23 protein-coding genes are annotated in these 25,566 nt (G+C 69.5%); 10 read left to right on the forward strand and 13 right to left on the reverse strand.

What is annotated here, in order from left to right; all coding sequences use genetic code 11:
- Window positions 1-3 precede the first annotated feature (3 nt).
- The 3 genes from RNB18_RS41210 (at window position 4) to RNB18_RS41220 (ending at window position 3,005) form a co-directional block, all read left to right on the forward strand.
- On the forward strand, window positions 4-192 hold the full coding sequence (locus RNB18_RS41210; protein ID WP_311719250.1) for a DUF397 domain-containing protein: 189 nt from the start codon (window positions 4-6) through the stop codon (window positions 190-192).
- Between the two features lie 66 nt (window positions 193-258).
- Window positions 259-1,212, forward strand: coding sequence for a hypothetical protein (locus RNB18_RS41215; RefSeq protein WP_311719252.1), 954 nt, complete (start codon window positions 259-261; stop codon window positions 1,210-1,212).
- A gap of 14 nt (window positions 1,213-1,226) precedes the next feature.
- Entirely contained in the window at window positions 1,227-3,005 is a 1,779-nt protein-coding gene (locus RNB18_RS41220) for a M16 family metallopeptidase (RefSeq protein ID WP_311719253.1), read from the forward strand.
- On the opposite strand, the gene glmS is transcribed toward RNB18_RS41220, so the two are convergent.
- On the reverse strand, window positions 2,992-4,839 hold the full coding sequence (gene glmS / locus RNB18_RS41225) for a glutamine--fructose-6-phosphate transaminase (isomerizing) (RefSeq protein ID WP_311719255.1): 1,848 nt from the start codon (window positions 4,837-4,839) through the stop codon (window positions 2,992-2,994). The genes RNB18_RS41220 and glmS overlap by 14 nt on opposite strands.
- Window positions 4,840-5,274: 435 nt before the next feature.
- Between glmS and RNB18_RS41230 the strand changes: the two genes are divergently transcribed.
- The 5 genes from RNB18_RS41230 to RNB18_RS41250 all read left to right on the forward strand — a co-directional run bounded on the left by RNB18_RS41230 (window position 5,275) and on the right by RNB18_RS41250 (window position 13,569).
- Window positions 5,275-10,086 (forward strand): ricin-type beta-trefoil lectin domain protein, encoded by a 4,812-nt coding sequence (locus RNB18_RS41230; protein ID WP_311719256.1) that lies wholly within the window; start codon window positions 5,275-5,277, stop codon window positions 10,084-10,086.
- A complete protein-coding gene (locus RNB18_RS41235; protein ID WP_311719257.1) occupies window positions 10,080-10,475 on the forward strand; it encodes a CPCC family cysteine-rich protein in 396 nt (131 codons plus the stop codon). Before RNB18_RS41230 ends, RNB18_RS41235 begins: the two co-directional genes overlap by 7 nt.
- A gap of 115 nt (window positions 10,476-10,590) precedes the next feature.
- Window positions 10,591-11,538: a CbrC family protein gene (locus RNB18_RS41240; RefSeq protein ID WP_311719258.1), complete on the forward strand. Its 948-nt coding sequence runs from the start codon at window positions 10,591-10,593 to the stop codon at window positions 11,536-11,538.
- A gap of 100 nt (window positions 11,539-11,638) precedes the next feature.
- Window positions 11,639-12,607: a type I pantothenate kinase gene (gene coaA, locus RNB18_RS41245; protein ID WP_167368201.1), complete on the forward strand. Its 969-nt coding sequence runs from the start codon at window positions 11,639-11,641 to the stop codon at window positions 12,605-12,607.
- A 41-nt stretch (window positions 12,608-12,648) separates the two neighbouring features.
- Window positions 12,649-13,569 (forward strand): DUF389 domain-containing protein, encoded by a 921-nt coding sequence (locus tag RNB18_RS41250; RefSeq protein ID WP_311719259.1) that lies wholly within the window; start codon window positions 12,649-12,651, stop codon window positions 13,567-13,569.
- Between the two features lie 21 nt (window positions 13,570-13,590).
- Here RNB18_RS41250 and glmM read toward each other — a convergent pair whose 3' ends face one another.
- From glmM to rplM, 3 genes are all read right to left on the reverse strand, one after another.
- Window positions 13,591-14,949, reverse strand: coding sequence for a phosphoglucosamine mutase (glmM, locus tag RNB18_RS41255; RefSeq protein WP_311719260.1), 1,359 nt, complete (start codon window positions 14,947-14,949; stop codon window positions 13,591-13,593).
- A 193-nt stretch (window positions 14,950-15,142) separates the two neighbouring features.
- Complete coding sequence (gene rpsI, locus RNB18_RS41260; protein ID WP_311719261.1) at window positions 15,143-15,670, reverse strand: 30S ribosomal protein S9; 528 nt, start codon at window positions 15,668-15,670, stop codon at window positions 15,143-15,145.
- A 42-nt stretch (window positions 15,671-15,712) separates the two neighbouring features.
- A complete protein-coding gene (gene rplM, locus RNB18_RS41265; protein ID WP_057607896.1) occupies window positions 15,713-16,156 on the reverse strand; it encodes a 50S ribosomal protein L13 in 444 nt (147 codons plus the stop codon).
- Window positions 16,157-16,495: 339 nt separating this feature from the next.
- Here rplM and RNB18_RS41270 point away from each other — a divergent pair, with 339 nt between their 5' ends.
- Together RNB18_RS41270 and RNB18_RS41275 are read left to right on the forward strand one after the other, a co-directional pair.
- Window positions 16,496-17,386, forward strand: coding sequence for a hypothetical protein (locus RNB18_RS41270; RefSeq protein ID WP_311719263.1), 891 nt, complete (start codon window positions 16,496-16,498; stop codon window positions 17,384-17,386).
- 172 nt (window positions 17,387-17,558) lie between these two features.
- Window positions 17,559-18,767: a right-handed parallel beta-helix repeat-containing protein gene (locus RNB18_RS41275; protein WP_311719264.1), complete on the forward strand. Its 1,209-nt coding sequence runs from the start codon at window positions 17,559-17,561 to the stop codon at window positions 18,765-18,767.
- 30 nt (window positions 18,768-18,797) lie between these two features.
- Here RNB18_RS41275 and truA read toward each other — a convergent pair whose 3' ends face one another.
- From truA to map, 9 genes are all read right to left on the reverse strand, one after another.
- Window positions 18,798-19,655 carry a tRNA pseudouridine(38-40) synthase TruA gene (gene truA / locus RNB18_RS41280; protein WP_311719265.1) on the reverse strand — a complete coding sequence of 286 codons (858 nt, stop codon included), beginning with the start codon at window positions 19,653-19,655 and terminating at the stop codon, window positions 18,798-18,800.
- Between the two features lie 73 nt (window positions 19,656-19,728).
- The gene (locus tag RNB18_RS41285) at window positions 19,729-21,150 is read right to left on the reverse strand and encodes a hypothetical protein (RefSeq protein ID WP_311719266.1); all 1,422 of its coding nucleotides are present in this window, start codon (window positions 21,148-21,150) and stop codon (window positions 19,729-19,731) included.
- Between the two features lie 153 nt (window positions 21,151-21,303).
- Window positions 21,304-21,813, reverse strand: a complete 510-nt coding sequence (gene rplQ, locus RNB18_RS41290) for a 50S ribosomal protein L17 (protein WP_057607906.1) — start codon at window positions 21,811-21,813, stop codon at window positions 21,304-21,306.
- Window positions 21,814-21,897: 84 nt separating this feature from the next.
- Window positions 21,898-22,920: a DNA-directed RNA polymerase subunit alpha gene (locus tag RNB18_RS41295; RefSeq protein ID WP_062640332.1), complete on the reverse strand. Its 1,023-nt coding sequence runs from the start codon at window positions 22,918-22,920 to the stop codon at window positions 21,898-21,900.
- A gap of 116 nt (window positions 22,921-23,036) precedes the next feature.
- Window positions 23,037-23,441: a 30S ribosomal protein S11 gene (rpsK, locus tag RNB18_RS41300; RefSeq protein ID WP_003956432.1), complete on the reverse strand. Its 405-nt coding sequence runs from the start codon at window positions 23,439-23,441 to the stop codon at window positions 23,037-23,039.
- Window positions 23,442-23,510: 69 nt separating this feature from the next.
- Window positions 23,511-23,891, reverse strand: a complete 381-nt coding sequence (gene rpsM / locus RNB18_RS41305) for a 30S ribosomal protein S13 (protein ID WP_057607907.1) — start codon at window positions 23,889-23,891, stop codon at window positions 23,511-23,513.
- Window positions 23,892-24,076: 185 nt separating this feature from the next.
- On the reverse strand, window positions 24,077-24,190 hold the full coding sequence (gene rpmJ / locus RNB18_RS41310) for a 50S ribosomal protein L36 (RefSeq protein ID WP_003998809.1): 114 nt from the start codon (window positions 24,188-24,190) through the stop codon (window positions 24,077-24,079).
- Window positions 24,191-24,249: 59 nt separating this feature from the next.
- Window positions 24,250-24,471, reverse strand: a complete 222-nt coding sequence (gene infA / locus RNB18_RS41315; protein WP_003948620.1) for a translation initiation factor IF-1 — start codon at window positions 24,469-24,471, stop codon at window positions 24,250-24,252.
- A 154-nt stretch (window positions 24,472-24,625) separates the two neighbouring features.
- Window positions 24,626-25,462, reverse strand: coding sequence for a type I methionyl aminopeptidase (map, locus tag RNB18_RS41320; protein ID WP_266387952.1), 837 nt, complete (start codon window positions 25,460-25,462; stop codon window positions 24,626-24,628).
- Between the last annotated feature and the right edge of the window lie 104 nt (window positions 25,463-25,566).

Here is a 25,566-nt window from a genome sequence, read left to right on the forward strand (position 1 = left end):
CCCATGGACAACTGGCGGAAGTCGTCCTACTCCGGCGGCGGCGACGGTAACGAATGCGTCGAGATAGCCAACTCCCCCACCCACGTGTCCATCCGCGACTCCAAAGCCCCCACCCGAGCCCCCCTCACCCTCCCCAGCCCCACCTTCACGGCCTTCATCGACGCCCTCAAGACCACCCCCCTATCTCAGTAACCCCACGTAACCCCTCCTGCTAGCCTGCGCAGCACCGCGTATCGACCAGGCCAGGGGGACCGTCGTATGGGCGAAAGTACTGTCGGCGGGACCAGACCACCGGTGACCGATCCCTTCGACGCGGTGCCCGAGCTCGCCCCGCTTCACACCGCCGCCTGGGACGGCGACTGGGAAGCCACGCAGGCCTTCTTCAAGAAGATCCCCTCCACCGTCGACGTCTCCTTCGCGGCAGCGCTCCTCGCCGGTGTCGAGCGGACCGAGTGGTTTCTGGAGAAAGCCGCGAAGGCACAGCCCACCGACCCGCTCCCCCGCACGCTCCTCGCCGAGCGGTACATCCACCTCGGCTGGCGCGCCCGGGGCCACGCCCGCGGTGAGGACGTCCCGTGGGACCGGGCCGAGCAGTGCCACGACTGGCTGCGCAAGGCGGAGCTGCTGCTGATCGAGGTGTGTGCGGAGCATCCGGAGTACGTCCCGGCGTGGACGGCCCGGCTGGCGACCGCCCGTGGGCTGGCGCTGGGGCAGTCCGAGGCCCGGCGGCGCTACGACCGGCTCGCGGAGCACCACCCGCACCACTTCCGCGCGCAGTCGCACCTGCTGCAGCAGCTGTGCCCCCAGTGGGGCGGTTCGTGGGAGGCCGCGCACGGCTTCGCCCAGGAGTGCGCGAACGCCGCACCGGACGGCTCGCTCGCCGGCGTGCTGGTCGCCGAGGCCCACATCGAGCACTTCTCCGATCTGGGAGACGCCGAGGCCACGGAGTACCTGCGGAACCTATCGGTCCGCGACGAGCTGCGCCGCGCCGCCCACGCGTCCGTCCTGCACCCCGATCACCGTCGCGACTGGTACTGGACCGGCAGCCACAGCACCTTCGCCCTGGCCTTCTCCCTCGGCGGCCATCTCGAGGACGCCGCCCGGCACTTCACCGCCCTGGGCGACACCGCTTCCGAGTCCTTCTGGCGGTATCTGCCCAACTGGAAGACCCGGTTCACACAGCTGCGCACCGCCGCGCTGGCGACGCTCTGAGGGAGGACACGCCCATGACTACGCACGACACTACCGCGACCGCCCTCGACGCCCTCGGCGTTCTCGACGGCATCATCCGCCACACCACCGTCCACGGCATCCCCACCCTCTTCGCCCCACGCCCCGGCGAGATCACCGCCGGGCTCGTCTTCCGCGTGGGCCACGCCGACGAGACCCTGCCCACCTCCGGCATCACGCATCTCGTGGAGCACCTCGCCCTGTACCGCCTGGGCCTGTCCGACCTGCACTACAACGGCGCCACGGCGAGCACGTACACCCTCTTCCACGTCACCGGCGACGAGGACGAGGTCGTCACATACCTCAACAGCGTCTGCGAGGCGCTGCGCGACCTCCCGATGGACCGTCTGGAGACGGAGAAGGAGATTCTGCGCACGGAGGCGGGCAGCCGCGGGCAGGGTGCCCTGTCCCAGATGCCGCTCTGGCGGTACGGCGCCCAGGGCTACGGCCTGTCCAGCTACGAGGAACACGGCACCCGCACCCTGACGCCCGACCAGGTGCGCCACTGGGCCGAGACCCGCTTCACCCGGGACAACGCCGTACTGTTCCTCACCGCGGACCGCGTACCCGACGGCCTGGACCTCAGCCTGCCCGCGGGCCGCCGTTTCCCCACCCCGGCCCCGTCCAGCGCGCTCCCCGTCACCCCCGCCTACCTCCGCGGCGAAGACGGCCACCTCGTCTTCACCTCCGTCCTGCGCCGCTCCACCGCGGCCTCCGTGTTCGCCGAGGTGCTGGGCCGCGCCCTCTTCCAGGACCTGCGCCAGAAGGGCGGCTACTCGTACTCGGCGGAGGCCGACTACTCCCCGCGCGACGCCGGCTTCGCCACCCTGACCGCGTACGCCGACGCGCTGCCGCAGAAGCAGGACGCCGCGGTCGGCGGCTTCGTCGACGTCTTCGCCCGGCTGCGCGCGGGCCGTATCGAAAAGGCCGAACTGGACTCCGCGCGCGGGAAGTTGCTCAAGCGCTACGACGCCCCCGATCTCGGCGCGGCCCTGCTGCCGTCGTACGCGCTCAGCCTGCTGATCGGCCATCCGATCCTGTCTCCTGACCAGCACAGGGCCGAACTCGAGGCGGTCGGCGTCGCCGACCTGCGCGAGGTCGCCGGTGAGGCGTGGGAGGGCGGGCTGCTCCAGGTGCCGACCCGGGGCGCCGACTGGGCGGGCCTCACCCCGGCCCCGCAATTCTCGCCGTCCGGGGTCTCCGGCACCCTGCACCCGTCCCTGGAGGACGACGACGTCACGCTGATCATCGGGGAGGCGGGCGTGACGCTGTCGACGCCGGGCGGCCTGGTCACCGTGCGGTACGACGGCTGTGCCGCGATGACCACCCGCCCCGACGGGGCCCGGGGCCTGACCGGCCTCGACGGCTTCCGTGTGGCCGTGGAGCCGACTCTGTTCGGGGATGTCACGGCCGAGCGGATCGCCGTACTGGACAAGGCTGTTCCCGCCGCCGCGGTCGTGCCCCTTCCGGCTCGCCCGGCAGAGGAGATCCCGCAGCCGCCCGAACGGACGGCCCCCGCCCCGCGGACTCCGGCGGACGAGTCCCGGCAGACCGAAGGCCGGAGGGCGAGGGCGGCCGGGCGGGTGTCGGGCCGCTTCGTCCTCGTGGCCGCGCTGGCCACGGTGTGGCCCGTGCTCCTCGTCACCTTCCTGGTCAACGGAATCCAGGAACCCTCGATCAGATTGCCCGTGATCGCCGGATGCGTGCTGGAGTTCTGGCTGATCCGCGCCGCCCGCAACCTGTACCGGACCGGGCAGCCGACTACTCCACAGTGACCGACTTCGCCAGGTTCCTCGGCTGGTCCACCTCGTTGCCCCGGGCGGTGGCCAGCTCACAGGCGAACACCTGCAGCGGCACGGTCGCCACCAGCGGCTGCAGCAGGGTCGGCGTGGCCGGAATCCGGATCAGGTGATCGGCGTACGGCACCACCGCCTCGTCCCCCTCCTCCGCGATCACGATCGTCCGCGCACCCCGGGCCCGGATCTCCTGGATGTTGGACACGATCTTGTCGTGGATCACCGACCGCCCCCGGGGCGAGGGCACGACGACCACGACGGGCAGGTCCTCCTCGATGAGCGCGATGGGCCCGTGCTTCAACTCCCCGGCCGCGAAGCCCTCGGCGTGCATGTAGGCGAGTTCCTTGAGCTTCAGCGCGCCCTCCAGCGCGACCGGATACCCGACGTGCCGCCCGAGGAACAGCACGGTCTTCTTGTCGGCCAGTGACCGCGCCAGCGCCCGCACCGGCTCCATCGTCTCCAGCACGCGCTCGACCTCACCGGAGATGTGCGACAGGTCCCGGACGACGGCGGAGATCTCGTCGCCCCACTTGGTCCCCCGCACCTGCCCCAGGTACAGCGCCACCAGGTAACACGCCACGAGCTGCGTCAGGAACGCCTTCGTCGACGCCACGGCGACCTCGGGCCCCGCGTGCGTGTACAGCACCGCGTCCGACTCCCGGGGGATCGTCGACCCGTTGGTGTTGCAGATCGCCAGCACCTTGGAACCCTGCTCACGGGCGTGCCGTAGCGCCATGAGCGTGTCCATGGTCTCCCCGGACTGGGAGATCGCGATCACGAGGGAGCGCGGGCCCAGGATCGGGTCCCGGTAGCGGAACTCGCTCGCCAGCTCCACCTCGCAGGGGATACGGGTCCAGTGCTCGATGGCGTACTTGGCGATGAGCCCCGCGTGGAAGGCCGTACCGCAGGCCACGATGACGACCTTGTCCACCTCCCGCAGCTCGGCGGCGGAGATCCGGACCTCGTCCAGCGTCAGGGACCCGGCCGCGTCGATACGACCGAGCAGAGTGTCGGCGACCGCCTTCGGCTGCTCGGCGATCTCCTTGAGCATGAAGTAGTCGTAGCCGCCCTTCTCCGCGGCGGAGGCGTCCCAGTCGATGTGGTACGGCTGGACGTCGGCGGGGCGGCCGTCGAAGCCCGTCACCGTCACGCCGTCGCGCCGCAGTTCGACGACCTGGTCCTGGCCGAGCTCGATCGCGGAGCGGGTGTGGGAGATGAAGGCCGCCACATCGGACGCCAGAAACGCCTCGCCCTCACCGACGCCGACGACCAGCGGCGAGTTCCGGCGGGCGCCCACGACGACGTCCGGTTCATCGGCGTGTACGGCCACCAGGGTGAACGCCCCCTCCAGCCGCCGGCACACCAGCCGCATCGCCTCCGCGAGGTCGGCCGTCACCGAGAACTCCTCGGCGAGCAGATGCGCGACCACCTCCGTGTCCGTCTCGGAGGCCAGCTCGTGTCCCCGGTCCTCCAACTCGGCCCGCAGCAGGGCGAAGTTCTCGATGATGCCGTTGTGGACGACGGAGACCCGGCCCGCGTTGTCCAGATGAGGATGCGCGTTGGCATCCGTCGGCCCGCCGTGCGTGGCCCACCGCGTGTGCCCGATACCGGTGAGCCCCGTCGGCAACGGGCGGTCCACCAGCTCCTTCTCCAGATTGATCAGCTTCCCGGCCTTCTTCGCCGCGGCCAGCCCCCCGTCCGCCAGCACGGCAACGCCTGCCGAGTCGTACCCCCGGTACTCCAGTCGCTTCAGTCCGGCCATCACGACATCGAGCGCCGGCTGCGACCCCACGTATCCCACGATTCCGCACATGCGCGGCAGCCTAGGCGCCGGAGACCGTCGGAACACGGCACTTCGTGCCCGATTCCGGATATTGGGGCGGGGGCGGAATCGCGCCAACTTTGCACACCTCACCCCCACCAACCTCACCGATTGACCACAGGAACACCACAGAACTCCCTTGAAAACAGAGGAATCACATCTTCCGTACCTCCACTCGAAGCCCACCGGTGACTTCGCGCCACGGCGGGTTCGCTGGCCAAAAGCCCTTGCCCAAACCACCCGACAGCTGCCTAAGGTGACGCGCGCTTGACCGGATCATGACCAGACCGTCGGCGCTCAGTTCACGCCAGCGACCGGGGGAACAGCGTCGCCGCGCAACGGGGGTCACGCCGGCATGCCGCAGAGCCTGCACACGCCGGACCTCCGGGCGGATCCGCGGTATTCCCCCCGACAGGGGGTACACACGTGCGCCTGAGACCCAGACCATCCACAAGGCCGGGACGATTCGTCGTCAAGGCGACCGCCCGGCTCCTCCCGCCCGTCCTCGCCACCGCGCTCCTGGCCGGCATAGCCGTCGGTTCGGGCCCCGTCGTCCAGAACATCGGACAGGACGCCGTCCCCGCGAGTGACAGCTATCCCTGGTACCAGGACACCGCCGCCGAACAGCTCCGGCAGGACCAGTGCCTGATGACCGACGTCCTGCGCCTGGGCGGCACGTCCATGGCCACCACCGCGCAGGACGCGCTCAACCAGCCGCAGGACAAGCTGCACACGCTCGCCGACCGGGCCCACTGGGAGCAGACGCCGCTGGCGACGGCGTATCAGAAGGACCGCGATCTCTCGGCCCGGGAACTCGACTCCATCAACGCCCTCCGGGACGCCTGGAAGGTGCCCGTCGAGGGACTCACCACCCCGGCCGGCTTCACCGAGACCGGCTTCCACTGGCCACCCGGCACCAACAACGACGGGCAGCAGAGCTTCTACGGCCAGACCGGCCTGACCAAGTGGATCTCCGACCGGTTCTGGCAGAACGACGGCGACTTCTACAAGGACTCGACGCCCGCCACCGACGAGAAGACCCTCAAGGCCGTCGACGCCCTGGGGACTCCGCTCTACGGCTCGGACCCGGACCCGTCCCTGCCGTCCGACGAGTGGAACCGCGCGCTCGCCGAACGGAGCGCGTTCGACTGGATGCACGGCGGCCCGGGGACGAACGCGGGCGCCGACGACGCCCGGATCTTCCTGGAGTCCGGCGGCTTCCCCCGTACCGCCCCGAACCCCGACAGCGCCGAGTACCGGATCGCGGTCGAGAACCTCAAGTCCCGCTTCGCGGGCTGCGCCTGGCGTGACCCGCTCGACCCCAACGGCGTGCTGAACAACGTCGGCGCCACCGCGGCCGCCGAGTGGCAGCAGGAGATCGCCTCCCAGGCCACCCAGCGCAACCAGATCCTGACCGCAAACAAGGACACCGTCGCGGCCCTGGCCGCCGGTTCCAAGGCACTCGGTGACCTGCTGGGCCAGTCCTGGGCCGCCGACCGCCTCACCCGCTGGCAGGACTACTGGTCCGAGGGCGGGGTCGGCTGGATCGGTGACGCGCCGACGACGGTCGGGGTGACCGGCAAGTCGGGTCTGTGCCTCGACGCGGCGGGCGGCGGCACGGCCAACGGCACGGTCGTCCAGATCTATACCTGCAACGGCTCGGCCGGACAGCAGTGGCGGGTCGAGGGCGACGACAAGGGCCTGCACCTGCGGAACGTCAAGTCCCTCAAGTGCCTCGACGTGGCCGGCAACAACTCGGCCAACGGCACGAAGATCCAGCTGCTGACGTGCAGCAGCTCCCCGGCGCAGACCTGGGAGTACAACGTCCGCGCCGCCACGCCGCTGAAGAACGTCGGCACCGGCAAGTGCCTGGACCTGCCGACGTACGACAGCGGCCAGGACTCCCGGCTGTGGACCTGCTCCGGCGGCACCCCGCAGAAGGTCACGGTCAAGCCGTCCGGGCACACCGGGACGGTGCCGCCGGCGGCCCAGTTCACCAAGGCCACGGCCAACATCGCCAAGGCCCGGGCAGCGGCGGCGAACAAGCTCGCCGCCGTCAAGAGCCAGCTCGCCGCCGCGCAGAAGGCGGCCACCGCCTCCGACACCGCCGAGCAGGCCGCGTACACCATCGCGGACGGCAACGGCGCCCCGCGAGGCCGCGGCCTCCTGGTCGGCCAGCAGAAGGCGCAGGTCACCAAGGGTGCCGTGGCTGCCCTCACGGCGATGGTGAAGGCCGGCGAGACCGCCGAGGCCGCCACCCGTGCCGCCGCCGCGGACAGCGCGACCATCACCCAGCGGGCGCTGGCCCAGGCCGCGCAGGTGAAGGCGGAGTTCCGCAAGCAGGCCGCCGAGAAGGCCGAGCTCCAGGCGAAGGCCGCCGCCGACGCGGCGAAGGTCCACCGCGACAACGCCAAGAAGGACAAGGAGATCGCGGAGGCCAAGCTCGCGGAGGCCCTGAAGGCCGAGGGCGACGCCAAGGCGGCCGCCGCCGAGGCGCACTCCCGGCGGCTCGCGGCCGAGGCCGAGGAAGCGACGGCGAAGAAGGAGAAGGAGACCGCCGAGGCCAAGCAGGCGGAGGCGAACCAGTACAAGCAGACCGCCCAGGCCGAGGCGTCGAAGGCGAACGAGGCCAAGGACAAGGCCGAGTCCGCCGAGAAGACCGCCAACAGCAGGCGGGACGACGCGGTCGCGGCCCGCGACAACGCCAAGGCCAAGCGGGACGACGCGTGGGACGCCGAGCAGAAGGCCGATGCGGCCCGTGCCAAGGCCGACGCCAAGGGCGCCTACGCCGACTCGCTGGACGCAGGCGACGCGGCGACCGCCGCCCGGTCCGCCGCCGACGAGGCGGACAGGCAGGCGGACGCCGCCGAGACGGCCGCGGGGAACGCGCGAGCGGCGGCTGACGCCGCCACGCAGGCCGCCGCCGAGGCGGACGCCGCCGCCACCCGTGCCGAGGCCGCCGCCAAGCGGGCGCGCGCCGACTCGGACGCCGCCCAGGCCGCCAAGCTGAAGGCCGATGCCGCCGTACGCACCGCCACCGCGGCCGTCGCCGACGCCGTCAAGGCCGCCGCGCACGCCGCCGAGGAAGCGAAGACGGCGGTCAAGCTGGCCGACGAGGCCGAGGCGCACGCCAAGGAAGCCAGAGGTCACGCGAACGAGGCCCTCAAGGAGGCCGCGAACGCCCGTCTCGCGGCTGCCAAGGCCGTCGGCTTCGCCCACGTCACCGCCCAGGCGGCCATGGACGCGGCGAAGTCCGCGGAACAGGTGGCGGCCCCGGCGAACGACGCGATCCAGCTGGGCTCGCCCTACCTCACCACCGACTCGGCGGCCTCGCTCGTCGTGCTGAGCGGGCAGGCGTCCAAGACGATCGCCGAGCAGCAGCAGGCGGTGGCCGAGGCCCACGCGAAGAACGCGCAGGAGGAGGCAGCGGCCGCCCAGGTCATCGCCGACCAGGCGACGGCCAACGCCAAGGAGGCCCTCCAGCACGCGGCCAAGGCCGCCGGCTACGCGAGGGACGCCCGCGGCTACGCCAAGGAGGCCCTGGGCTACGCGGCCGACGCGGCGGAGGCAGCCGCCAAGGCCAGCCAGTCGCTGGCCCGCACGGTCGAGTACGACCGCCAGGCCACCGAGGACGCGGCAGCCGCCGACGCGGCAGCCGGCCGCGCCGAGGGCTACGCCACCTCCGCCCGCGCGGCGGCCGACCAGGCCGCCCTCGACGCGGAAGCGGCCCGCGCCGCGGCGTCGGAAGCCGAACAGGCGGCGAAGGACGCCCGAGCGGCGGCCGACCGCGCGGACGCGGCGGCGACGGAGGCGGAGGAGGCGGCGAAGGACGCCGACAAGTACGCGACGGAGGCCCAGGAGGCGGCCGACCGGACCGAGAGCGCGCAGAACGCGCAGCGGATCTCGGACGGCGCCGCCAGCGGCATCGGCAGCGTGTTCTGGGACGAGAAGATCGAGCCCATCGGGGACCCGGAGGTCCTCGAGAAGAAGAACTGCAATCCGGTCGTTCACTTCGGGGACTGCGTCATCACGGCGAAGATCCACTTCAACGTGCGGCTGGACTTCTACCTGTGCACCCTGGCGGAGCTGCCCATCACCGGATGCCCGTCCTCGGAGACGGTGTACCTGAAGTCCCAGCTCATCGAGGACCAGTGGGACACGGTCACGCACACCATCTCGATGGTCGATTTCAACTCGAACATCGACCCCGTCGACATCCTCCTGGCCGATTTCATCGGGTGCGGCGAGAAGCTGACCGGCAACGGAGGCAGCTGGGGCGACTGCGCCTGGGCCGCCGTCGACATCGCCTCCATGTTCGACGGCAAGATCCTCAAGGTGGCCGCCGACGCGGTCAAGGCGCTCGACGCCGCCCTGAAGACCCGGATCGGAGTCCTCAACGCCTGGCGCGGACTGCGGGCCGCCCGTCTGGAGGCGGACGCGGTCGCCGGGATCAGCGAGTCCACGCTCAGGAAGCTGGGGAGAGACTGCCTGACGGACAGCTTCCCCGCCGGTACACCGGTCCTGCTGGCCGACGGCACAACCAAGCCGATCGACCGGATCGCCTACGGCGACGAACTGCTCGCCACCGACCCCGACGCGGGCGTCACCCGGCCGGCCCGGGTCACCGCGACCTACTCGCACCCCGCGGACCGGCTGCTGGAGATCACTCTCGCCGACGGCGGACAGATCCTCACGACGCCGGGACACCGGCTGTATGTGACCGGACGCGGCTGGGTCGAGGCTTCCGACCTGCACCTGAAGGACCGGCTCCGGACGGCGACCGGTGCCGCGGACGCCGTGGTCGGTGTCCGCGCGGTGACCGCACCGCAGCGGGTCTGGGACCTGACCGTCGCCGACCTCCACACCTTCTATGTGAAAGCCGGCGCCACACCGGTCCTGGTCCACAATTGCGGGGAACGCTGGACCAGCCACGGGAGCCTTCGGGACCACTTCGGCTGGCACGGCGCGGAAGTCGGCGCACAATCGGAGCGGGAGTACGAAGCAGGGGCGGCCGTCCTCGCCTGCGACTGCGACCCGGCCGATCCCAGCATCCTGCGCAGGTTCGATTCCATCACCAAGACGGCGACCTATTTCGACACCCAGACCGGGGAGATCGCAATGAAGAGCAAGAAGGGCCTCGTCACCTACTTCAAGCCGGACCGGGGCGTGGACTACTTCAACGACCCGACCCGCGTGCCGGGCGCGATCGTCCCGACGGGTACCCCGATCCCGTGGTAGCGAGCACCGTGTATCCCTGTCCGTGCTGCGGGTACCTCGTCCTCGACGACGGGCCCGGCGGATACGAGATCTGCCGCATCTGCCACTGGGAGGACGATCCGGGGCAGCTCCGCTCGCCCTGGCTTCCGGACGGGCCGAACCGGCCTTCGCTCATGGAAGCGCAGCGCTCGTTCGCGGAGATCGGCGTGAGTGATCCGCGTCGGCGCCCGCGGGCCACCGCCCCGCTGGCGTCCGACGAGCGGGACCCGGGCTGGAGGCCGTTCGACGTGGAGCTGGACGGCGGTCCGGACCAGCGGACGGAATCCGGATACTGGCCACCGGACAGAACCACTCTGTACTGGTGGCGGCCGAGGTACTGGCGGGCGTCCGACGACCGGCACCCGGCCTGATCACGGCGAGGGCGACTCCCCGGCAGGGGAGCCGCCCTTCGCTGGATTCGAGGTCGCAGAATCGGATCCAAGCTGTCACCGGCTTCGGCGGGGCCGGCAGCATTCAAGGAGCTACGTGAGCTACAGCCTGTACCTCTGCCGTTTCGCCGACGGACACCCCACCCCCATGGACGAGTCCGCGATACGCGACGTCCTCGGCCCCGTCACCGTAGGCGGAATGCCGACCACCCGTCTCCCGGACTCCTGGGACCTCGAAGCCGAGGACGGCGGCGAATCCGAGGTCTACGGCAGCACCCTCGGCCTCACGTTCAACCGCTTCTCCCCTGGCCGGATCCTCGATCACGTGGCCGAACTCGCCCGCCGCACCGGTGCCGCCGTCCTGCCGCTCGAGTGCCCGGTGATCCTCACGAGAGCGGCCGACCGGAGGCACCTCCCGGGGAGCCTCCGCGCGGAAGTGATCGTCGTAGCACCCGAGGCCCTGACCGGCCAGGCGATCCAGCTGCTGATCTCCCCGCAGCCGGAGCCCCGCCGACGCCCGGCCCTCCCCCGGTTCCCGTACCACCCGAGCCCCGTGGCCACCGGCTCCGTCACCCCCTCCGACGCCCCCTGCGTGTGCTGCGGACAGGAACGCGGCTGGGTGTACACCGGTCCCGTCCACGCAGCCGGCGCCCCGAACAGCGGCATCTGCCCGTACTGCATCGCCTTCGGCAAGGCCGCCGAGCGCTACGACGCCACCTTCACCGACGCCATCGAGGGGGACGTACCGAAAGACGTCGTGACGGCCATCCTCAGGCACACCCCCGGGTTCGTCGCGTGGCAGTCCCCGACCTGGCTCACGCACTGCGGCGACGGCGCCGAGTTCCTCGGTCTCGCCGGGGCGAAGGAACTCGAAAGGTACCCGGACGCCGTCGACGACCTCCGCCGGCGATGCGCCGAGTGGACCTGGCCGCCGGACGAGGTCGAGGACTTCCTCGGCTCGCTCGACAAGGACGACCAGCCCACCGCGTACCTCTTCCGCTGCCGGGCCTGCGCGACCCACCTCGCCTACGCGGACTTCACATGACCATCCCGCCAAGCGCGGCCGAGACCTGACGTGACCCACCCCACCCCCCACCCCGTTCAAACTCCGTTAACAATGGACTGTGATCTCTCCGGTCTCCCCGATGCCCCGGAGCGCCCACCGGCACAAGCCGGAGGCGACTCCTTACGTCGACCTCACCCGCGCCGAGTGGAGCGCGCTGCGCGAAAAGACGCCGCTCCCGCTGAACGCCGAAGAGGTCGAGAAGCTGCGCGGTCTCGGTGACGTCATCGACCTCGACGAGGTGCGGGACATCTACCTCCCGCTGTCCCGGCTTCTCAACCTCTATGTCGGCGCCACGGACGGCCTCCGAGGCGCCCTGAACACCTTCCTGGGCGAACAGGGCTCCCAGTCGGGCACCCCGTTCGTCATAGGGGTCGCGGGATCGGTCGCCGTGGGCAAGTCGACCGTCGCCCGCCTCCTCCAGGCCCTGCTCTCCCGCTGGCCCGAGCACCCGCGTGTGGAGCTGGTCACGACCGACGGCTTCCTGCTCCCCACCCGCGAGTTGGAGGCCCGCGGGCTCATGTCGCGCAAGGGTTTCCCGGAGTCGTACGACCGCCGCGCGCTGACCCGTTTCGTCGCCGACATCAAGGCGGGCAAGGACGAGGTCACCGCCCCCGTCTACTCCCACCTGATATACGACATCGTCCCGGACCAGCGGCTCACCGTCCGCCGCCCCGACATCCTGATCGTCGAGGGCCTCAACGTCCTGCAGCCCGCCCTCCCCGGCACGGACGGCCGCACCCGCGTCGGTCTCGCCGACTACTTCGACTTCAGCGTGTACGTCGACGCGAGCGCCGAGGACATCGAGCGCTGGTACCTCAGCCGGTTCAAGAAGCTCCGCCGGACCGCCTTCCAGAACCCCGACTCGTACTTCAGGAAGTACACCCAGGTCTCGGAGGAGGAGGCGGTCGACTACGCCCGCACCCTCTGGCGCACCATCAACAAGCCCAACCTGGTGGAGAACATCGCCCCCACCCGCGGCCGCGCCACCCTCGTCATCCGCAAGGGCCAGGACCACAAGGTGCGCAGGCTCAGCCTCCGTAAGCTCTGAGGGCCGTAGGCCTGTTGACGTACGCCTGTTAGAAAGGCGTCATGCTGCATCTGCGCCTGATCGCCCCGGCCGAGAAAACCGACGACGTGGTCCGCCTGATCGAGAACACGGTCGGCGCCACGCACCTCGTCGTGATGCCGGGCGCCGCCCGCAACCCCGCCGGCGACGTCGTGATGTGCGACGTGGCCCGCGAGGCGGGTGACGAACTCATCGGCGCCCTGCGGGAGTTGGACCTCGACAAGTCCGGCTCCATCGCCGTCGAGAACATCGACCTGTCACTCTCCGAGCGCGCGGACAAGGCCGAGGACGACGCACCCGGCGAAGGCGTGGACGCGGTCATCTGGGAGCACCTGACCGACGCGACGCACGAGGAGTCGACGCTCTCCATCACCTATCTCGCCTTCCTCACGCTGGCCACGATGATCGCGGCCTGCGGTGTGGTGCTGGACAACGCGATCCTGATCGTGGGCGCGATGGCGGTGGGCCCGGAGTTCGGCCCCTTGGCGGCCTTCAGTACGGCAATCGTCCAGCGTCATCCCCGCCTGGCACTGCGCTCGATGAACGCTCTCCTCGTGGGCTTCGCGGTGGCGATGCTCGTCACGGTGGGCTTCAGTTACTTCATGGACGCCGTGAGCCTGTTCAGCGCCGAGCAGTTGGACGCCCTGCGCCCCAACACCAACTTCATCTACCGCCCCGACTGGTTCTCCTTCGTCGTGGCCGTCCTCGCCGGCTGCGCGGGCACCCTGTCCCTGACCTCGGCCAAGTCAGGTGCCCTGGTGGGCGTGGCCATCTCGGTGACCACAGTCCCGGCAGCCGCCAACGCCGCGGTCGCCTTCAGCTACAACGAGTACAAGCAGGCCTGGGGTTCAACAGAACAGCTTCTGCTGAACCTCCTGGGCATCGTCCTGGCGGGCACCCTCACCCTGCTCTTCCAGAAGTGGCTCTGGCGAAAGCGCCCATGAAGGGGCGCGAGGACCAACAACTCACCCCAACGCCGACTTCACCGCATCGGCCAACCGCCCCGCCACCGACCGAGCCTGATCGATGTCCGCCGCCTCTACCATCACCCGCACCAGCGGCTCGGTCCCCGACGGCCGCAACAACACCCGCCCGGTGGCCCCGAGTTCACGCTCGGCCTCGGTCACCGCCGCCGCCAGCTCCCCGGACGTCGACACCTTCGACCGGTCCACGTCAGGCACGTTGATCAGCACCTGCGGCAGCCGCTCCATCACGGAAGCCAGCTCCTTCAGCGACCGCCCGCTCTCCGCGACGCGAGCCGCCAGCATCAGCCCGGTCAGCGTCCCGTCCCCGGTCGTGGCGTGATCCAGAATGATGACGTGCCCGGACTGCTCACCCCCGAGTGCGTACCCGTGCTCCTTCATCTCCTCGAGCACATACCGGTCCCCCACGGCGGTCTGGACGAGCCGGAGCCCCTCCCGCTCCAGCGCCAGTTTGAACCCCAGGTTCGACATGACCGTCGCGACGACGGTGTCGGACCGCAGCGCCGACCGATCCCTCATCGCGAGCGCGAGCACGGCCATGATCTGGTCGCCGTCCACTTCCTCACCGGTGTGGTCGACGGCAAGGCACCGGTCCGCGTCCCCGTCGTGCGCGATGCCGAAGTTCGCCCCGTGCTCGACGACGGCGGCCTTCAGCGGTCCGAGATGCGTGGAGCCGCACCCGTCGTTGATGTTGAGCCCGTCCGGCTGGGCACCGATGGTGATCACCTCGGCGCCGGCCCGCGAGAACGCCTCCGGCGACACCCAGGCGGCAGCGCCGTGCGCCTCGTCGAGGACGATCTTCAGCCCGTCGAGCCGGTTCGGCAGTACGGCGATCAGATGGGCCACGTACTTGTCGAAGCCCTCGGTGTACTCGCGGACCCGGCCGACACCGCCGCCGGTCGGCCGCTCCCAGGGCTCACCACCCTTGTGCTCCTCGTAGACGGCCTCGATGCGCTCCTCCAGCTCGTCGTCGAGCTTGTGCCCGCCGCGCGCGAGGAACTTGATGCCGTTGTCGGGCATGGCGTTGTGGCTGGCGGAGAGCATGACGCCGAGGTCGGCGCCGAGCACACCCGTGAGATACGCCACCGCGGGCGTGGGCAGCACACCGACCTTCAGCACGTCCACGCCGGCGCTCGCGAGGCCCGCGACCACGGCGGCCTCCAGGAACTCCCCGGACGCGCGCGGATCCCGTCCGACCACCGCCGTCGGCCGGTGGCCCTGGAACGTACCCGCCTCGGCCAGCACGTGCGCCGCCGCGACCGACAGACCGAGCGCCATCTCGGCCGTCAGATCCGCGTTGGCGACACCGCGCACCCCGTCCGTGCCGAAGAGTCGTCCCACTTGTCCTCCTGAGGAAGCGTCAGTTACGGAGATCATCCGATCACATGAGCCTTTGAGCGCCTTGTGCCGTTTATACGCCTACGGCTGTGATAAACGAACGCCCCGGCGGCACTGTGGCGTGCCGCCGGGGCGAAACGTACGTACTGCTGACTCGCAGGAACGAGCAGGTACGAAGCAGAACAGGCAGCGAAGATTAACGCTTGCTGTACTGCGGAGCCTTGCGGGCCTTCTTGAGACCGGCCTTCTTGCGCTCGACCGCACGGTCGTCGCGACGGAGGAAGCCGGCCTTCTTGAGGGCGCCGCGGTTGTTGTCCACGTCGGCCTCGTTCAGCGCGCGGGCGACACCGAGACGGAGCGCACCGGCCTGGCCGGAGACGCCGCCACCCGCGATGCGGGCGATGATGTCGTAGCGGCCCTCGAGCTCGAGCACCTTGAAGGGCTCGTTGACTTCCTGCTGGTGCACCTTGTTGGGGAAGTAGTCCTCAAGGGTGCGACCGTTGATCTTCCACTTGCCGGAGCCCGGGACGATCCGGACGCGGGCGATGGCGTTCTTGCGACGGCCCAGGCCGGCGGCCGGCTGCGGGTCGCCGAAGCGGGACGCCATGGACTCCGAGGTGTACTCGCCCTCGACGGGGACCTCGGACTCGGTGGTGTAGCTGTCGATGTCGACGAGCTCGGTCTCGGTCTCTTCGACCGGCTGCTCAACAGTGGTCTCGGCCACGATGCTCCTCAGATTCTTTTCTGTCTTAGGGGGTGGCCGGAACTACTGCGCGACCTGGGTGATCTCGAACGGCACCGGCTGCTGGGCAGCGTGCGGGTGCTGGTCGCCCGAGTAGACCTTCAGCTTGCTGATCATCTGACGGCCCAGGGAGTTCTTGGGGATCATGCCCTTGATGGCCTTCTCGACGGCCTTCTCGGGGTTCTTCGCCAGCAGCTCGTCGTAGCGGACGGAGCGCAGACCACCCGGGTAGCCGGAGTGGCGGTACGCCAGCTTCTGGGTCTTCTTGTTGCCGGACAGGTGAACCTTGTCGGCGTTGATGATGATGACGAAGTCGCCCATGTCCATGTGCGGGGCATAGGTCGGCTTGTGCTTGCCACGGAGGAGGTTCGCAGCGGTGGTAGCCAGACGGCCCAGGACGATGTCCTGAGCGTCAATGACGTGCCACTGGCGAGTCACATCGCCGGGCTTGGGGCTGTACGTACGCACTTCGCAGCCTTCTTCTTCAGTGGATGGGTGCTGACACATGGCATCACTGAAGCGATCGTGCAGCTGGGGACGACAATGCCGGGGACGCTGCCCGTATGCCGCCCACTGGTAACTGCTCCAGGGAACCTACGTAAGGGCCTCTCGCGTGAGAACGACCAAGCCGATACGCATAACAAACCGCAAGGTTACCCGCGCTGCCCCGGACGGGTCAAAACGAGTCCGCCGCGGCAAGCGTCACAGCACCTCGCGGACCGAGATGTACACCCCTGCCGGAAAGGTCCCCGGGCCAGTGTCCACAGGCCCCACAGCACCTCCCGTCCCCCGTCTAAGATGCGCCCCATGAGCTTTGGGCAGCAGGGGGGACCCCCGTCCCAGTGGGATCCCTGGAAACCGCAGTCGCAGCAGCCGTGGGGCAGCGACGGGGGCGAGCAGACTCCGGACTGGGCCGCGCTCGCCGAGGCGTCCGAGATCCGCAACAGGCGCCGTCGGCTGTTCTTCATCGTGGGCGGCGCGGTCGCCACGGTCGCGATAGGCACCGCCGTGGCGATGGCCGTCGTATCGGCGAACGGCGACGACGAGGCGAACAAGCCGACCTCGTCACTGCCGGCGACCGCCGACATCCCGAGCGCGACCGGGACCACGCCGTCGTTCGCGCCGACCAGCGCCCCGCCGCCGCTGGACCCGAGGGACTTCATCGCCAGCAAGGCCAAGGACACGGCCCCGCTCGGCGCGCAGATCCTCTTCCCGGGCACCCAGCTGACCATGGGTTCGACCGTGTACAAGAAGGGGACGACGGCCGACACGAAGAACTGCGCCGCCGGCGACACGGTCCAGCCCAGCCTCGGAAAGATCCTGAAGGCCAACAGCTGCACCCAGTTCATGCGGGTCAGCTACACCAAGGACGGTGTCTCGGTGACGGTCGGCGTGGCCGTCTTCGACACCCAGGCCCAGGCGGCGAAGGCGAAGAGCCAGGTCAACACCAAGAAGGACATCGTCAAGTCGCTGTCCGGCGGCGCGGTCAAGGCCTTCTGCAACTCCGCGATCTGCCGCACGACCTCGAACTCCTACGGCCGCTACGCCTACTTCACCATCGCCGGCTTCGCCAGCGGCAAGAACGTCACGGAGAAGGACACCGCGGTCTTCAGCATCGGCGACAACCTGGCCGAGTTCACCTTCCGCCAGATCCACCGGCGCGGCGAGGCTCAGGCGTCCACGGCCGCGAGCGAGTGACCCGGCGCGCCTGGGCGCGCCGGTTCCGGTTCGTTCAGGTCCGCTGCCAGGAGCCGCTCAGGACGGGCTCGGGATACGGCACGACGGCTTCCGGCAGGCTGCCGGCCGTCTCCCTGCTCCCGGCCGCACGGATACTGGCTGCCGATCTTCGAGCAGCCCAGGGGGGCACAACATGACCGGTTCGAACTCCCGACGTTCCGTCCTCAGATCGGCCGTCGCGGTGGGCGGTATCGCGCTGTCCGCCACAGCGGTCTCCGCCGGAGACGCCGCCGCCGTGGCCGCGGACGTGGGATGGGTGAACGTCAAGGACCACGGCGCCAAGGGAGACGGCACCACCGACGACACCGCGGCGCTCCAGGCGGCGCTGGACGCCTGTCAGCCGGGGAACGTCACCGTCCTCCCGGCCGGGGTGTACCGCACGAGCGCTCCCCTGCGCATAGGCCCGTACGTGACCCTGCAGGGCTCACACGCCGGCGGCGAGGCTCAACCGGGCGCCCAGAACCCGGTGGTCGGCATCCGCCCCCTCCCGTCGTTCACGGGAGACGCCGTCGTCGAGATCCTGGACCAGCAGCTGGGGGGCTATTCCGTCCAGGCCAACGCGCAGCGCATCTTCTCCCTGTCCATCGACGGCTCCGACCTGCCTCGCGACGGAGCCGAGATCGACGGCATCCGCGCGACCGGGCAGATCCAGCACCTCCAGCTTCGGGACGTGCACGTCCGCGCCGTCACGGGCATCGGGATCAACACCTGGTACAACTTCAACGCCACCGGCGGCCCCCAGGCGCCGTTCTGCCTGCACTACGACCGCGTCTCCGTCCTGTGGACCGGCTCCCACGGCATTGTGCTGAACAACTCCACCGACTCCGTCTTCCACGACGTGTACGTCCTGGGGGTCGGAGGCTGCGGCTGGTGGATGTCGGGGGCGGGCAACTCCTCCTTCACCAGTTGCCGCGCGGAGTGGTCCTCGCTGCACGGATTCGACATCGAGTCCGTGCCCGGAGTGATCAAGATGGTCGCGTGCTCCACCGACCGGAACGGCTGGCACGGCATGTACGTCCACGCGACGGACACGACCGGAGTCCTCCTGCTGTCCGCCACGAACCTCACCCGGGACGGCAAGAACAACGGCGCCGGTGGCGGCGGGTACGCCGGACTGGGCGTCGCCGGTTCCCAGTGCAAGGTCATGGCCGACGGCCTGGTCGTCCTCACGGGCAAGGACGACAACGGAACGGGAGTGGCGAGTCCTCAGTACGGCGTACGGGCCGACAACTCGGCCTACGTGGTGGTCAACTCAGGCCATCTCCAAGGGGTTTCGTCCCCCTGGCGGGACGGCACCGGCAACACGAAGTTCGTGAAGGGGACCCTCGTGGGTACCGGCTGACGGTACGGGTCCCCCGCCGGGAGCAGCCGTTCAGCAGCAGCCCGCCCCCGGCAACGACCGCCTGTTCCGCGCCTCCTTGTTCCGCGCCGCCAACAACTCGTCCGCCGGATACCCGACCTCCTCCAGCGTCAGCCCGTGTGGCCGTACGACATGGACGGCCGAGTCCCGTACGCCGGCAGCCAGCACCTTGCCCGGCCAGTCCGGCCCCCGGTGCCCGTCCCCCACGAACAGCAGCGCCCCGATCAGCGAGCGCACCATGTTGTGGCAGAAGGCGTCGGCCCGCACGGTGGCGGTGATGATCCCGTCCTCATCCCGCACCAGACTCAGCTCCTGGAGCGTGCGGATGGTTGTCGCGCCCTCACGCCGCTTGCAGTAGGCGGCGAAGTCGTGCTCCCCGAGCAGCCGGGCAGCCGCCTCGTTCATGGCCTCTACGTCAAGGGGCCAGTCGTGCCACAGGACGTGGCTCCGCAGCAGCGGGTCGACACCACCGGGGTTGTCGGTGACGCGATACGCGTACCGCCGCCAGATCGCCGAGAAGCGCGCGTTGAACCCGGTCGGAGCCTCCTCCACCGACCACACCCGCACATCCTTCGCCAACCGCCCCGCCAGCCGCTTCAGCAGCTTCTCCCGATGTTCCCCCCACAGCCCCTCGGGCAGATCCACATGCGCCACCTGCCCCCGCGCATGCACCCCGGCATCGGTCCGCCCGGCCACGGTCAGTTCGTACGTCACGTCCTTCGACCGTGTCACCGTCCGCAGCGCGTCCTCGATCTCACCCTGCACGGTCCGCCGTCCACCGGCCTGCTTGGCCCATCCGGAGAACTCGGTTCCGTCGTAGGAGAGGTCGAGGCGGACACGGACGTAACCGGGCTGTACTTCGTCGCTCACCCCTGGATCCTCTCAGGAACGCGAGACGGGCCCGCCCCGAGGGGCGGACCCGTACGACCAGAGCCGTGGACGATCAGTGCCGGCCCCTCGGGTTCAGCACGATCTCGCCGGTGTCGTTCGCCGGATTGCCCTCGTTCGGCATCGTGTACGCGAAGAACGCCCGGCCGGTGGCGTTCTTGATCACTTCGTCGACGCGGAGACCGAAGGTGAAGGTGCGGGAGGCGTCCTCCAGGATCGGTGTGTCGATGTTGCAGAGGTAGTCGCCCTCGGCGCCCTCCCAGTCGGCGGCCCGGCAGGCCTCGGGGGCCGTGGTGGTCGTGGTTCCGGGGGGAAGGTCCACCCAGAAGGAGATCGGCTCGCCGCCGGAGCGGAGCAGGGCCAGCCAGGCGGGGCCGTGGTTGGCGAATCCGACGTCCACCGACACCGTCTGCCCCTTGCGGGCCCGCAGCCGCTCACCGGTCAGGTCGAGGTCGAAAGTGTTCGTCGTCGGGAAGTCCATTTCCGCGTACTGCGTGTAGCCCGCCGGATCGGCGTCCGGCAGCCGCACCAGGCCCAGCTCCGGCCCGGTACCCGGCTGGTAGTCGCCCGCGGCCAGCAGGTCCGCCACCCGGTCGGCGGGCACCGCGCTGAAGCTGTAGGACATCGAGTCGTAGAGCGCGAAGCCGGCCGTCCCGATCGGGAAGGGGGCACTCAGCCCGTAGACCGCCCCTGCGGCGAACTCGCTGTCGAAGACGCACAGCGCCGTGGACCACCCGCGCAGATCGTCGGGGTCACGTGGGTCGTACCAGCAGTTGCCGAAGGTGCTCGGGAAGGAGAGGCCCCGGGTGCCGGAGATCCGCAGCACGACGCCCTTGCCGCCCAGGCCGCCCTGGTTGCGGAAGCTCAGCGGTGCCTGGAAGGTGTCGCCGGCCCGGAAGCCCTCCGGCTCGGCCAGCTGCTTCATCCGCAGCTCGGGGCCGCCGACCAGTACGTCCACCGTGTGCCCGGTGAAGGCCAGCCCCTCGCCCGCTGCGGTGACGGAGATGGTGCCGAAGTCGCCCGCGGCGCTCTCGTCGGTCACGTCGAGACGGATGCCGCCCAGGTCGTTGTAGTCCTGGCCGGCGTAGATCTCGTAGTCACTGCAGGTCGCGACCAGCCCGTCGACGGAGCAGCCCCGCCACCCTCCGAGCCGGGAGAAGTCGACAGCGGCGACACCGGCCAGGGAGCTCGCGTCCACCGTGACCGTGTAGTCGCCCTGGTGGATCGGATGGATGACTCCGTTCTCGTCCGGTACCGGCTCGCCGGGCGCCCGGAGTCCGAGTTCGATCTGCGGCTCGCCCGGCTCACCGGGTTCGCCGGACTCCGGTTGCAGCGAGAGGTTCACGCTGTCGGGTCCGACGACGGACACCGGCAGTAATTCCTCCTGGGCGCCGGCCGGAGCGGCGAGCGCCGTAGCGGCCAGTGCGGCGAGCGCGAAGGCGGAGATGGTGCGCCGCACAGCGGCGAGAGACGTCATGGGACCCCCGTAAGTCAGACATCTGGCGCGCCTCCCGGATCGGCGACGCGTATGCATGACCTATGAGCCCGCTGTGAGGTTGCCCTCTCTGACCCCGCACAACGCGAACGGGCCCGCCCCGAAAGGGGGCGGGCCCGTCACAACGCGGAAGCGTCAGGCGTCCTTGGACTCCTCGGCGGCGTCCTCGGCCTCGTCGGCCTTGGTCGTGTCGACCTTGGTCTCCTCGGCAGCCGGAGCAGCCTCGGCGTCCTTGGCGGCACGCTTGGTGGCGGCCTCGGCCTCACCCGTCGCAGCCTGCGCGACCGTCAGCGCCTCGACCAGCTCGATGACAGCCATGGGCGCGTTGTCGCCACGGCGGTTACCGATCTTGGTGATGCGGGTGTAGCCACCGGGGCGGTTCTCGTAGCGCGGGCCGATCTCGGTGAAGAGCGTGTGGACGACGCTCTTGTCCGTGATCACCTGAAGCACCTGACGGCGGTTGTGAAGGTCGCCCTTCTTGCCCTTGGTGATCAGACGCTCGGCGTACGGACGCAGCTTGCGCGCCTTCGCCTCGGTGGTGGTGATACGGCCGTGCTCGAAGAGGCTCTTCGCGAGGTTCGCGAGGAGCAGCTTCTCGTGCGCGGCGCTGCCGCCCAGACGGGCACCCTTGGTGGGCTTCGGCATTTCTTTCTCCTTGGTATCTGCCCCGGCCGTATCAGGTACCGGGGTCAGGAACCCGGCGAGCGGATGCTCACCGGCAACAACCGATCAGTACTGCTCGGTCTCCACGAAACCCGCGTCCGCGTCGTCGTCGGCGCCGAAGGCGTCGGCGGCGGCGGTCGGGTCGAATCCGGGCGGGCTGTCCTTGAGGGCCAGGCCCATGCCGGCCAGCTTCGCCTTGACCTCGTCGATGGACTTCGCACCGAAGTTGCGGATGTCCAGGAGGTCGGCCTCGGAGCGGGCGACGAGCTCACCCACGGAGTGGATGCCCTCACGCTTGAGGCAGTTGTACGACCGAACGGTGAGCTCGAGCTCCTCGATCGGCAGGGCGAGATCAGCGGCAAGGGCGGCGTCCGTCGGGGACGGGCCCATGTCGATGCCCTCGGCGTCGATGTTGAGCTCGCGGGCCAGACCGAACAGCTCGACCAGGGTCTTACCGGCCGACGCCATGGCGTCACGCGGACGCATGGCCTGCTTGGTCTCGACGTCGACGATCAGCTTGTCGAAGTCGGTGCGCTGCTCGACACGGGTCGCCTCGACCTTGTACGTGACCTTCAGCACGGGGCTGTAGATGGAGTCGACCGGAACACGGCCGATCTCCTGGCCCACCTGCTTGTTCTGCACGGCGGAGACGTAACCGCGGCCACGCTCGACCGTGAGCTCCATCTCCAGCTTGCCCTTGCCGTTGAGCGTGGCGAGGACGAGGTCGGGGTTGTGGACCTCGACACCGGCCGGGGGCGCGATGTCGGCGGCGGTGACCAGACCCGGGCCCTGCTTGCGCAGGTACATCACGACCGGCTCGTCGTGCTCCGAGGAGACGACCAGCTGCTTGATGTTGAGGATCAGGTCGGTGACGTCCTCCTTGACGCCCGGCACGGTGGTGAACTCGTGCAGGACGCCGTCGATGCGGATGCTGGTGACAGCAGCGCCGGGGATCGACGAGAGGAGGGTGCGGCGGAGGGAGTTGCCGAGGGTGTAGCCGAAGCCCGGCTCCAGCGGCTCGATCACGAACCGGGAGCGGAATTCGTCGACGACCTCTTCGGTCAACGAGGGACGCTGAGCGATCAGCATGTTGTGAATCCTTCAGTCATGGACGCCCGCTATTTGACGTCCTGCTGTTACTGCAAGGGTACGGGCGGCACAGCTTCGAAGAGCCGTACCGCCCGAAACCTCAAGACAACCGAGCCTCAGACGCGGCGGCGCTTGGGCGGACGGCAGCCGTTGTGCGGGGTGGGCGTGACGTCCTGGATCGAGCCGACCTCGAGGCCGGTGGCCTGGAGGGAGCGGATCGCGGTCTCACGGCCGGAGCCGGGACCCTTGACGAAGACGTCGACCTTGCGCATGCCGTGCTCCTGCGCGCGGCGGGCGGCCGACTCGGCGGCCATCTGCGCGGCGAAGGGGGTGGACTTGCGCGAGCCCTTGAAGCCGACGTGGCCGGCGGAGGCCCAGGAGATCACGTTGCCCGAGGGGTCCGTGATCGAGACGATCGTGTTGTTGAACGTGCTCTTGATGTGCGCGTGGCCGTGAGCGACGTTCTTCTTTTCCTTGCGGCGCACCTTCTTGGCAGCGCCCTGACGACCCTTGGGGGGCATCTACTTCTCCTACGGGGAGGTGGTCGGTCCTACAGCGAAGACCGCTGATGAAGCGTTGTCCGCTGAGGACTACTTCTTGCCCGGCTTCTTCTTGCCGGCGATGGCGCGACGCGGGCCCTTGCGGGTACGAGCGTTCGTGCTGGTGCGCTGACCACGGACGGGCAGACCACGGCGGTGCCGCAGGCCCTGGTAGCAGCCGATCTCGACCTTGCGGCGGATGTCGGCCTGGACCTCGCGACGGAGGTCACCCTCGGTCTTGAAGTTGTTGTCGACGTACTCACGAATCGCGACGAGCTGCTCCTCGGAGAGGTCGCGAACGCGGGTGTCCGGGTCGATGCCGGTCTCGGCCAGCGTGAGCTGGGAGAGAGTGCGGCCGATACCGAACACGTAGGTCAGGGCGACCTCCACGCGCTTTTCGCGCGGGATGTCAACACCGGAAACGCGTGCCATTCAATGGCTCCTGGTGATCTTCGGAGGTCTTCCGCAGAACCGGCTCCCAGCCGCCGTACCAGGTACGAACTGGATCCCCGGCCTCCGAACCGGGGGTGTCAGACGAAGCACGTCTGGGCTCTGCGTATGAACATGTTCAACTTGCGTCGCGCGAAACTCTGCGAGAGCAGAGGGTCGGTCGTGCGTCAGCCCTGGCGCTGCTTGTGGCGCGGGTTCTCGCAAATGACCATGACCCGACCGTGACGGCGGATCACCCTGCACTTGTCGCAGATCTTCTTGACGCTCGGCTTGACCTTCATGGGATTGAGGTTCTCCGGGTCAGTGCCACCACCCCGCCGCAGCGGGATGCGGGCAAGATCTACTTGTACCGGTAGACGATCCGGCCACGCGTCAGGTCGTACGGAGACAACTCCACCACGACCCGGTCGTCAGGGAGGATACGGATGTAGTGCATACGCATCTTTCCGCTGATGTGAGCCAGGACCTGGTGGCCGTTCTGGAGCTCGACCTTGAACATGGCGTTCGGAAGAGACTCGACGACAGTGCCCTCGATCTCGATGGCACCTTGCTTCTTGGCCACGCTTCGCCCTTCGAATCGACTACCTTGATCGACTCTCCTTGCTTCCCCCTGAGGGGCGCATGCGGACATGCGGGTGCACGAGAGCCGACGAGTCAGTCTACGTCAGGCCACTCCGAAACACGAATCGAGGAAGGATGCCCGGGAACGTAGATCGTTAAGCGAGCGGGTCGGGAGCGGCCGTGACGCCGTGCTCCGCCAGCTTCGCCCTGCCCCCGTCGGGAGCCGTGAGAACCAGCGGCCCCTCGTCCGTCAGCGCCACCGAGTGCTCCCAGTGGGACGACCATGTGCCGTCCGTCGTGATGACCGTCCAGTCGTCCGACAGGACCTCGGTCCTCGGCGTACCCAGGGACACCATCGGCTCGATCGCCAGGCAGAACCCGGTGACCAGCTTCGGCCCCTTCCCCCGGCGCCGGTCGACGTAGTTCAGCAGGTGCGGGTCCATGTGCATCTCGGTGCCGATGCCGTGACCGCCGTAGTCCTCGATGATCCCGTAGCGGCCGCCGCCCGGCTTCGGCTGGCGGCGGATGTACGTCTCGATGGCCCGGGAGACGTCGACGAGCCGGTTGCCCTGCTTCATCGCCGCGATGCCGGCCCACATGGACTCCTCGGTCACCCGCGAGAGCTCGAGGAGCTCCGGGGCGTGGCCCGAGCCCACGAAGGCCGTGTAGGCCGCGTCGCCGTGCCAGCCGTCGATGATCGCGCCACAGTCGATGGAGATGATGTCGCCGTCCTTGAGGACGACCTCGTCGGACGGGATGCCGTGGACGACGACCTCGTTCACGGAGGTGCAGATCGTGGCCGGGAAACCGCCGTACCCCAGGAAGTTCGGCTTGGCGTCGTGCTCCGCGAGCACCTTGCGCGCGACCTGGTCGAGATCCCTGGTCGTGGCCCCGGGCACCGCGGCCTCTCGGGTCGCCGCGTGGATGGCGGCGACGACCAGTCCCGCCTCGCGCATCTTGGCGATCTGCTCGGGGGTCTTGATCTGCACCATGCGGCGGAAGCCTTTCTGGAACCGGGAAAACCTGGCAGGGGACGGGTGCTTCAACGATACGTGCGCCCACACAGCAGCCGCGGCCCCCTCGGAAGGGAACCGCG

Source organism: Streptomyces doebereineriae, assembly GCF_031845645.1.
Classification (GTDB): domain Bacteria; phylum Actinomycetota; class Actinomycetes; order Streptomycetales; family Streptomycetaceae; genus Streptomyces; species Streptomyces canus.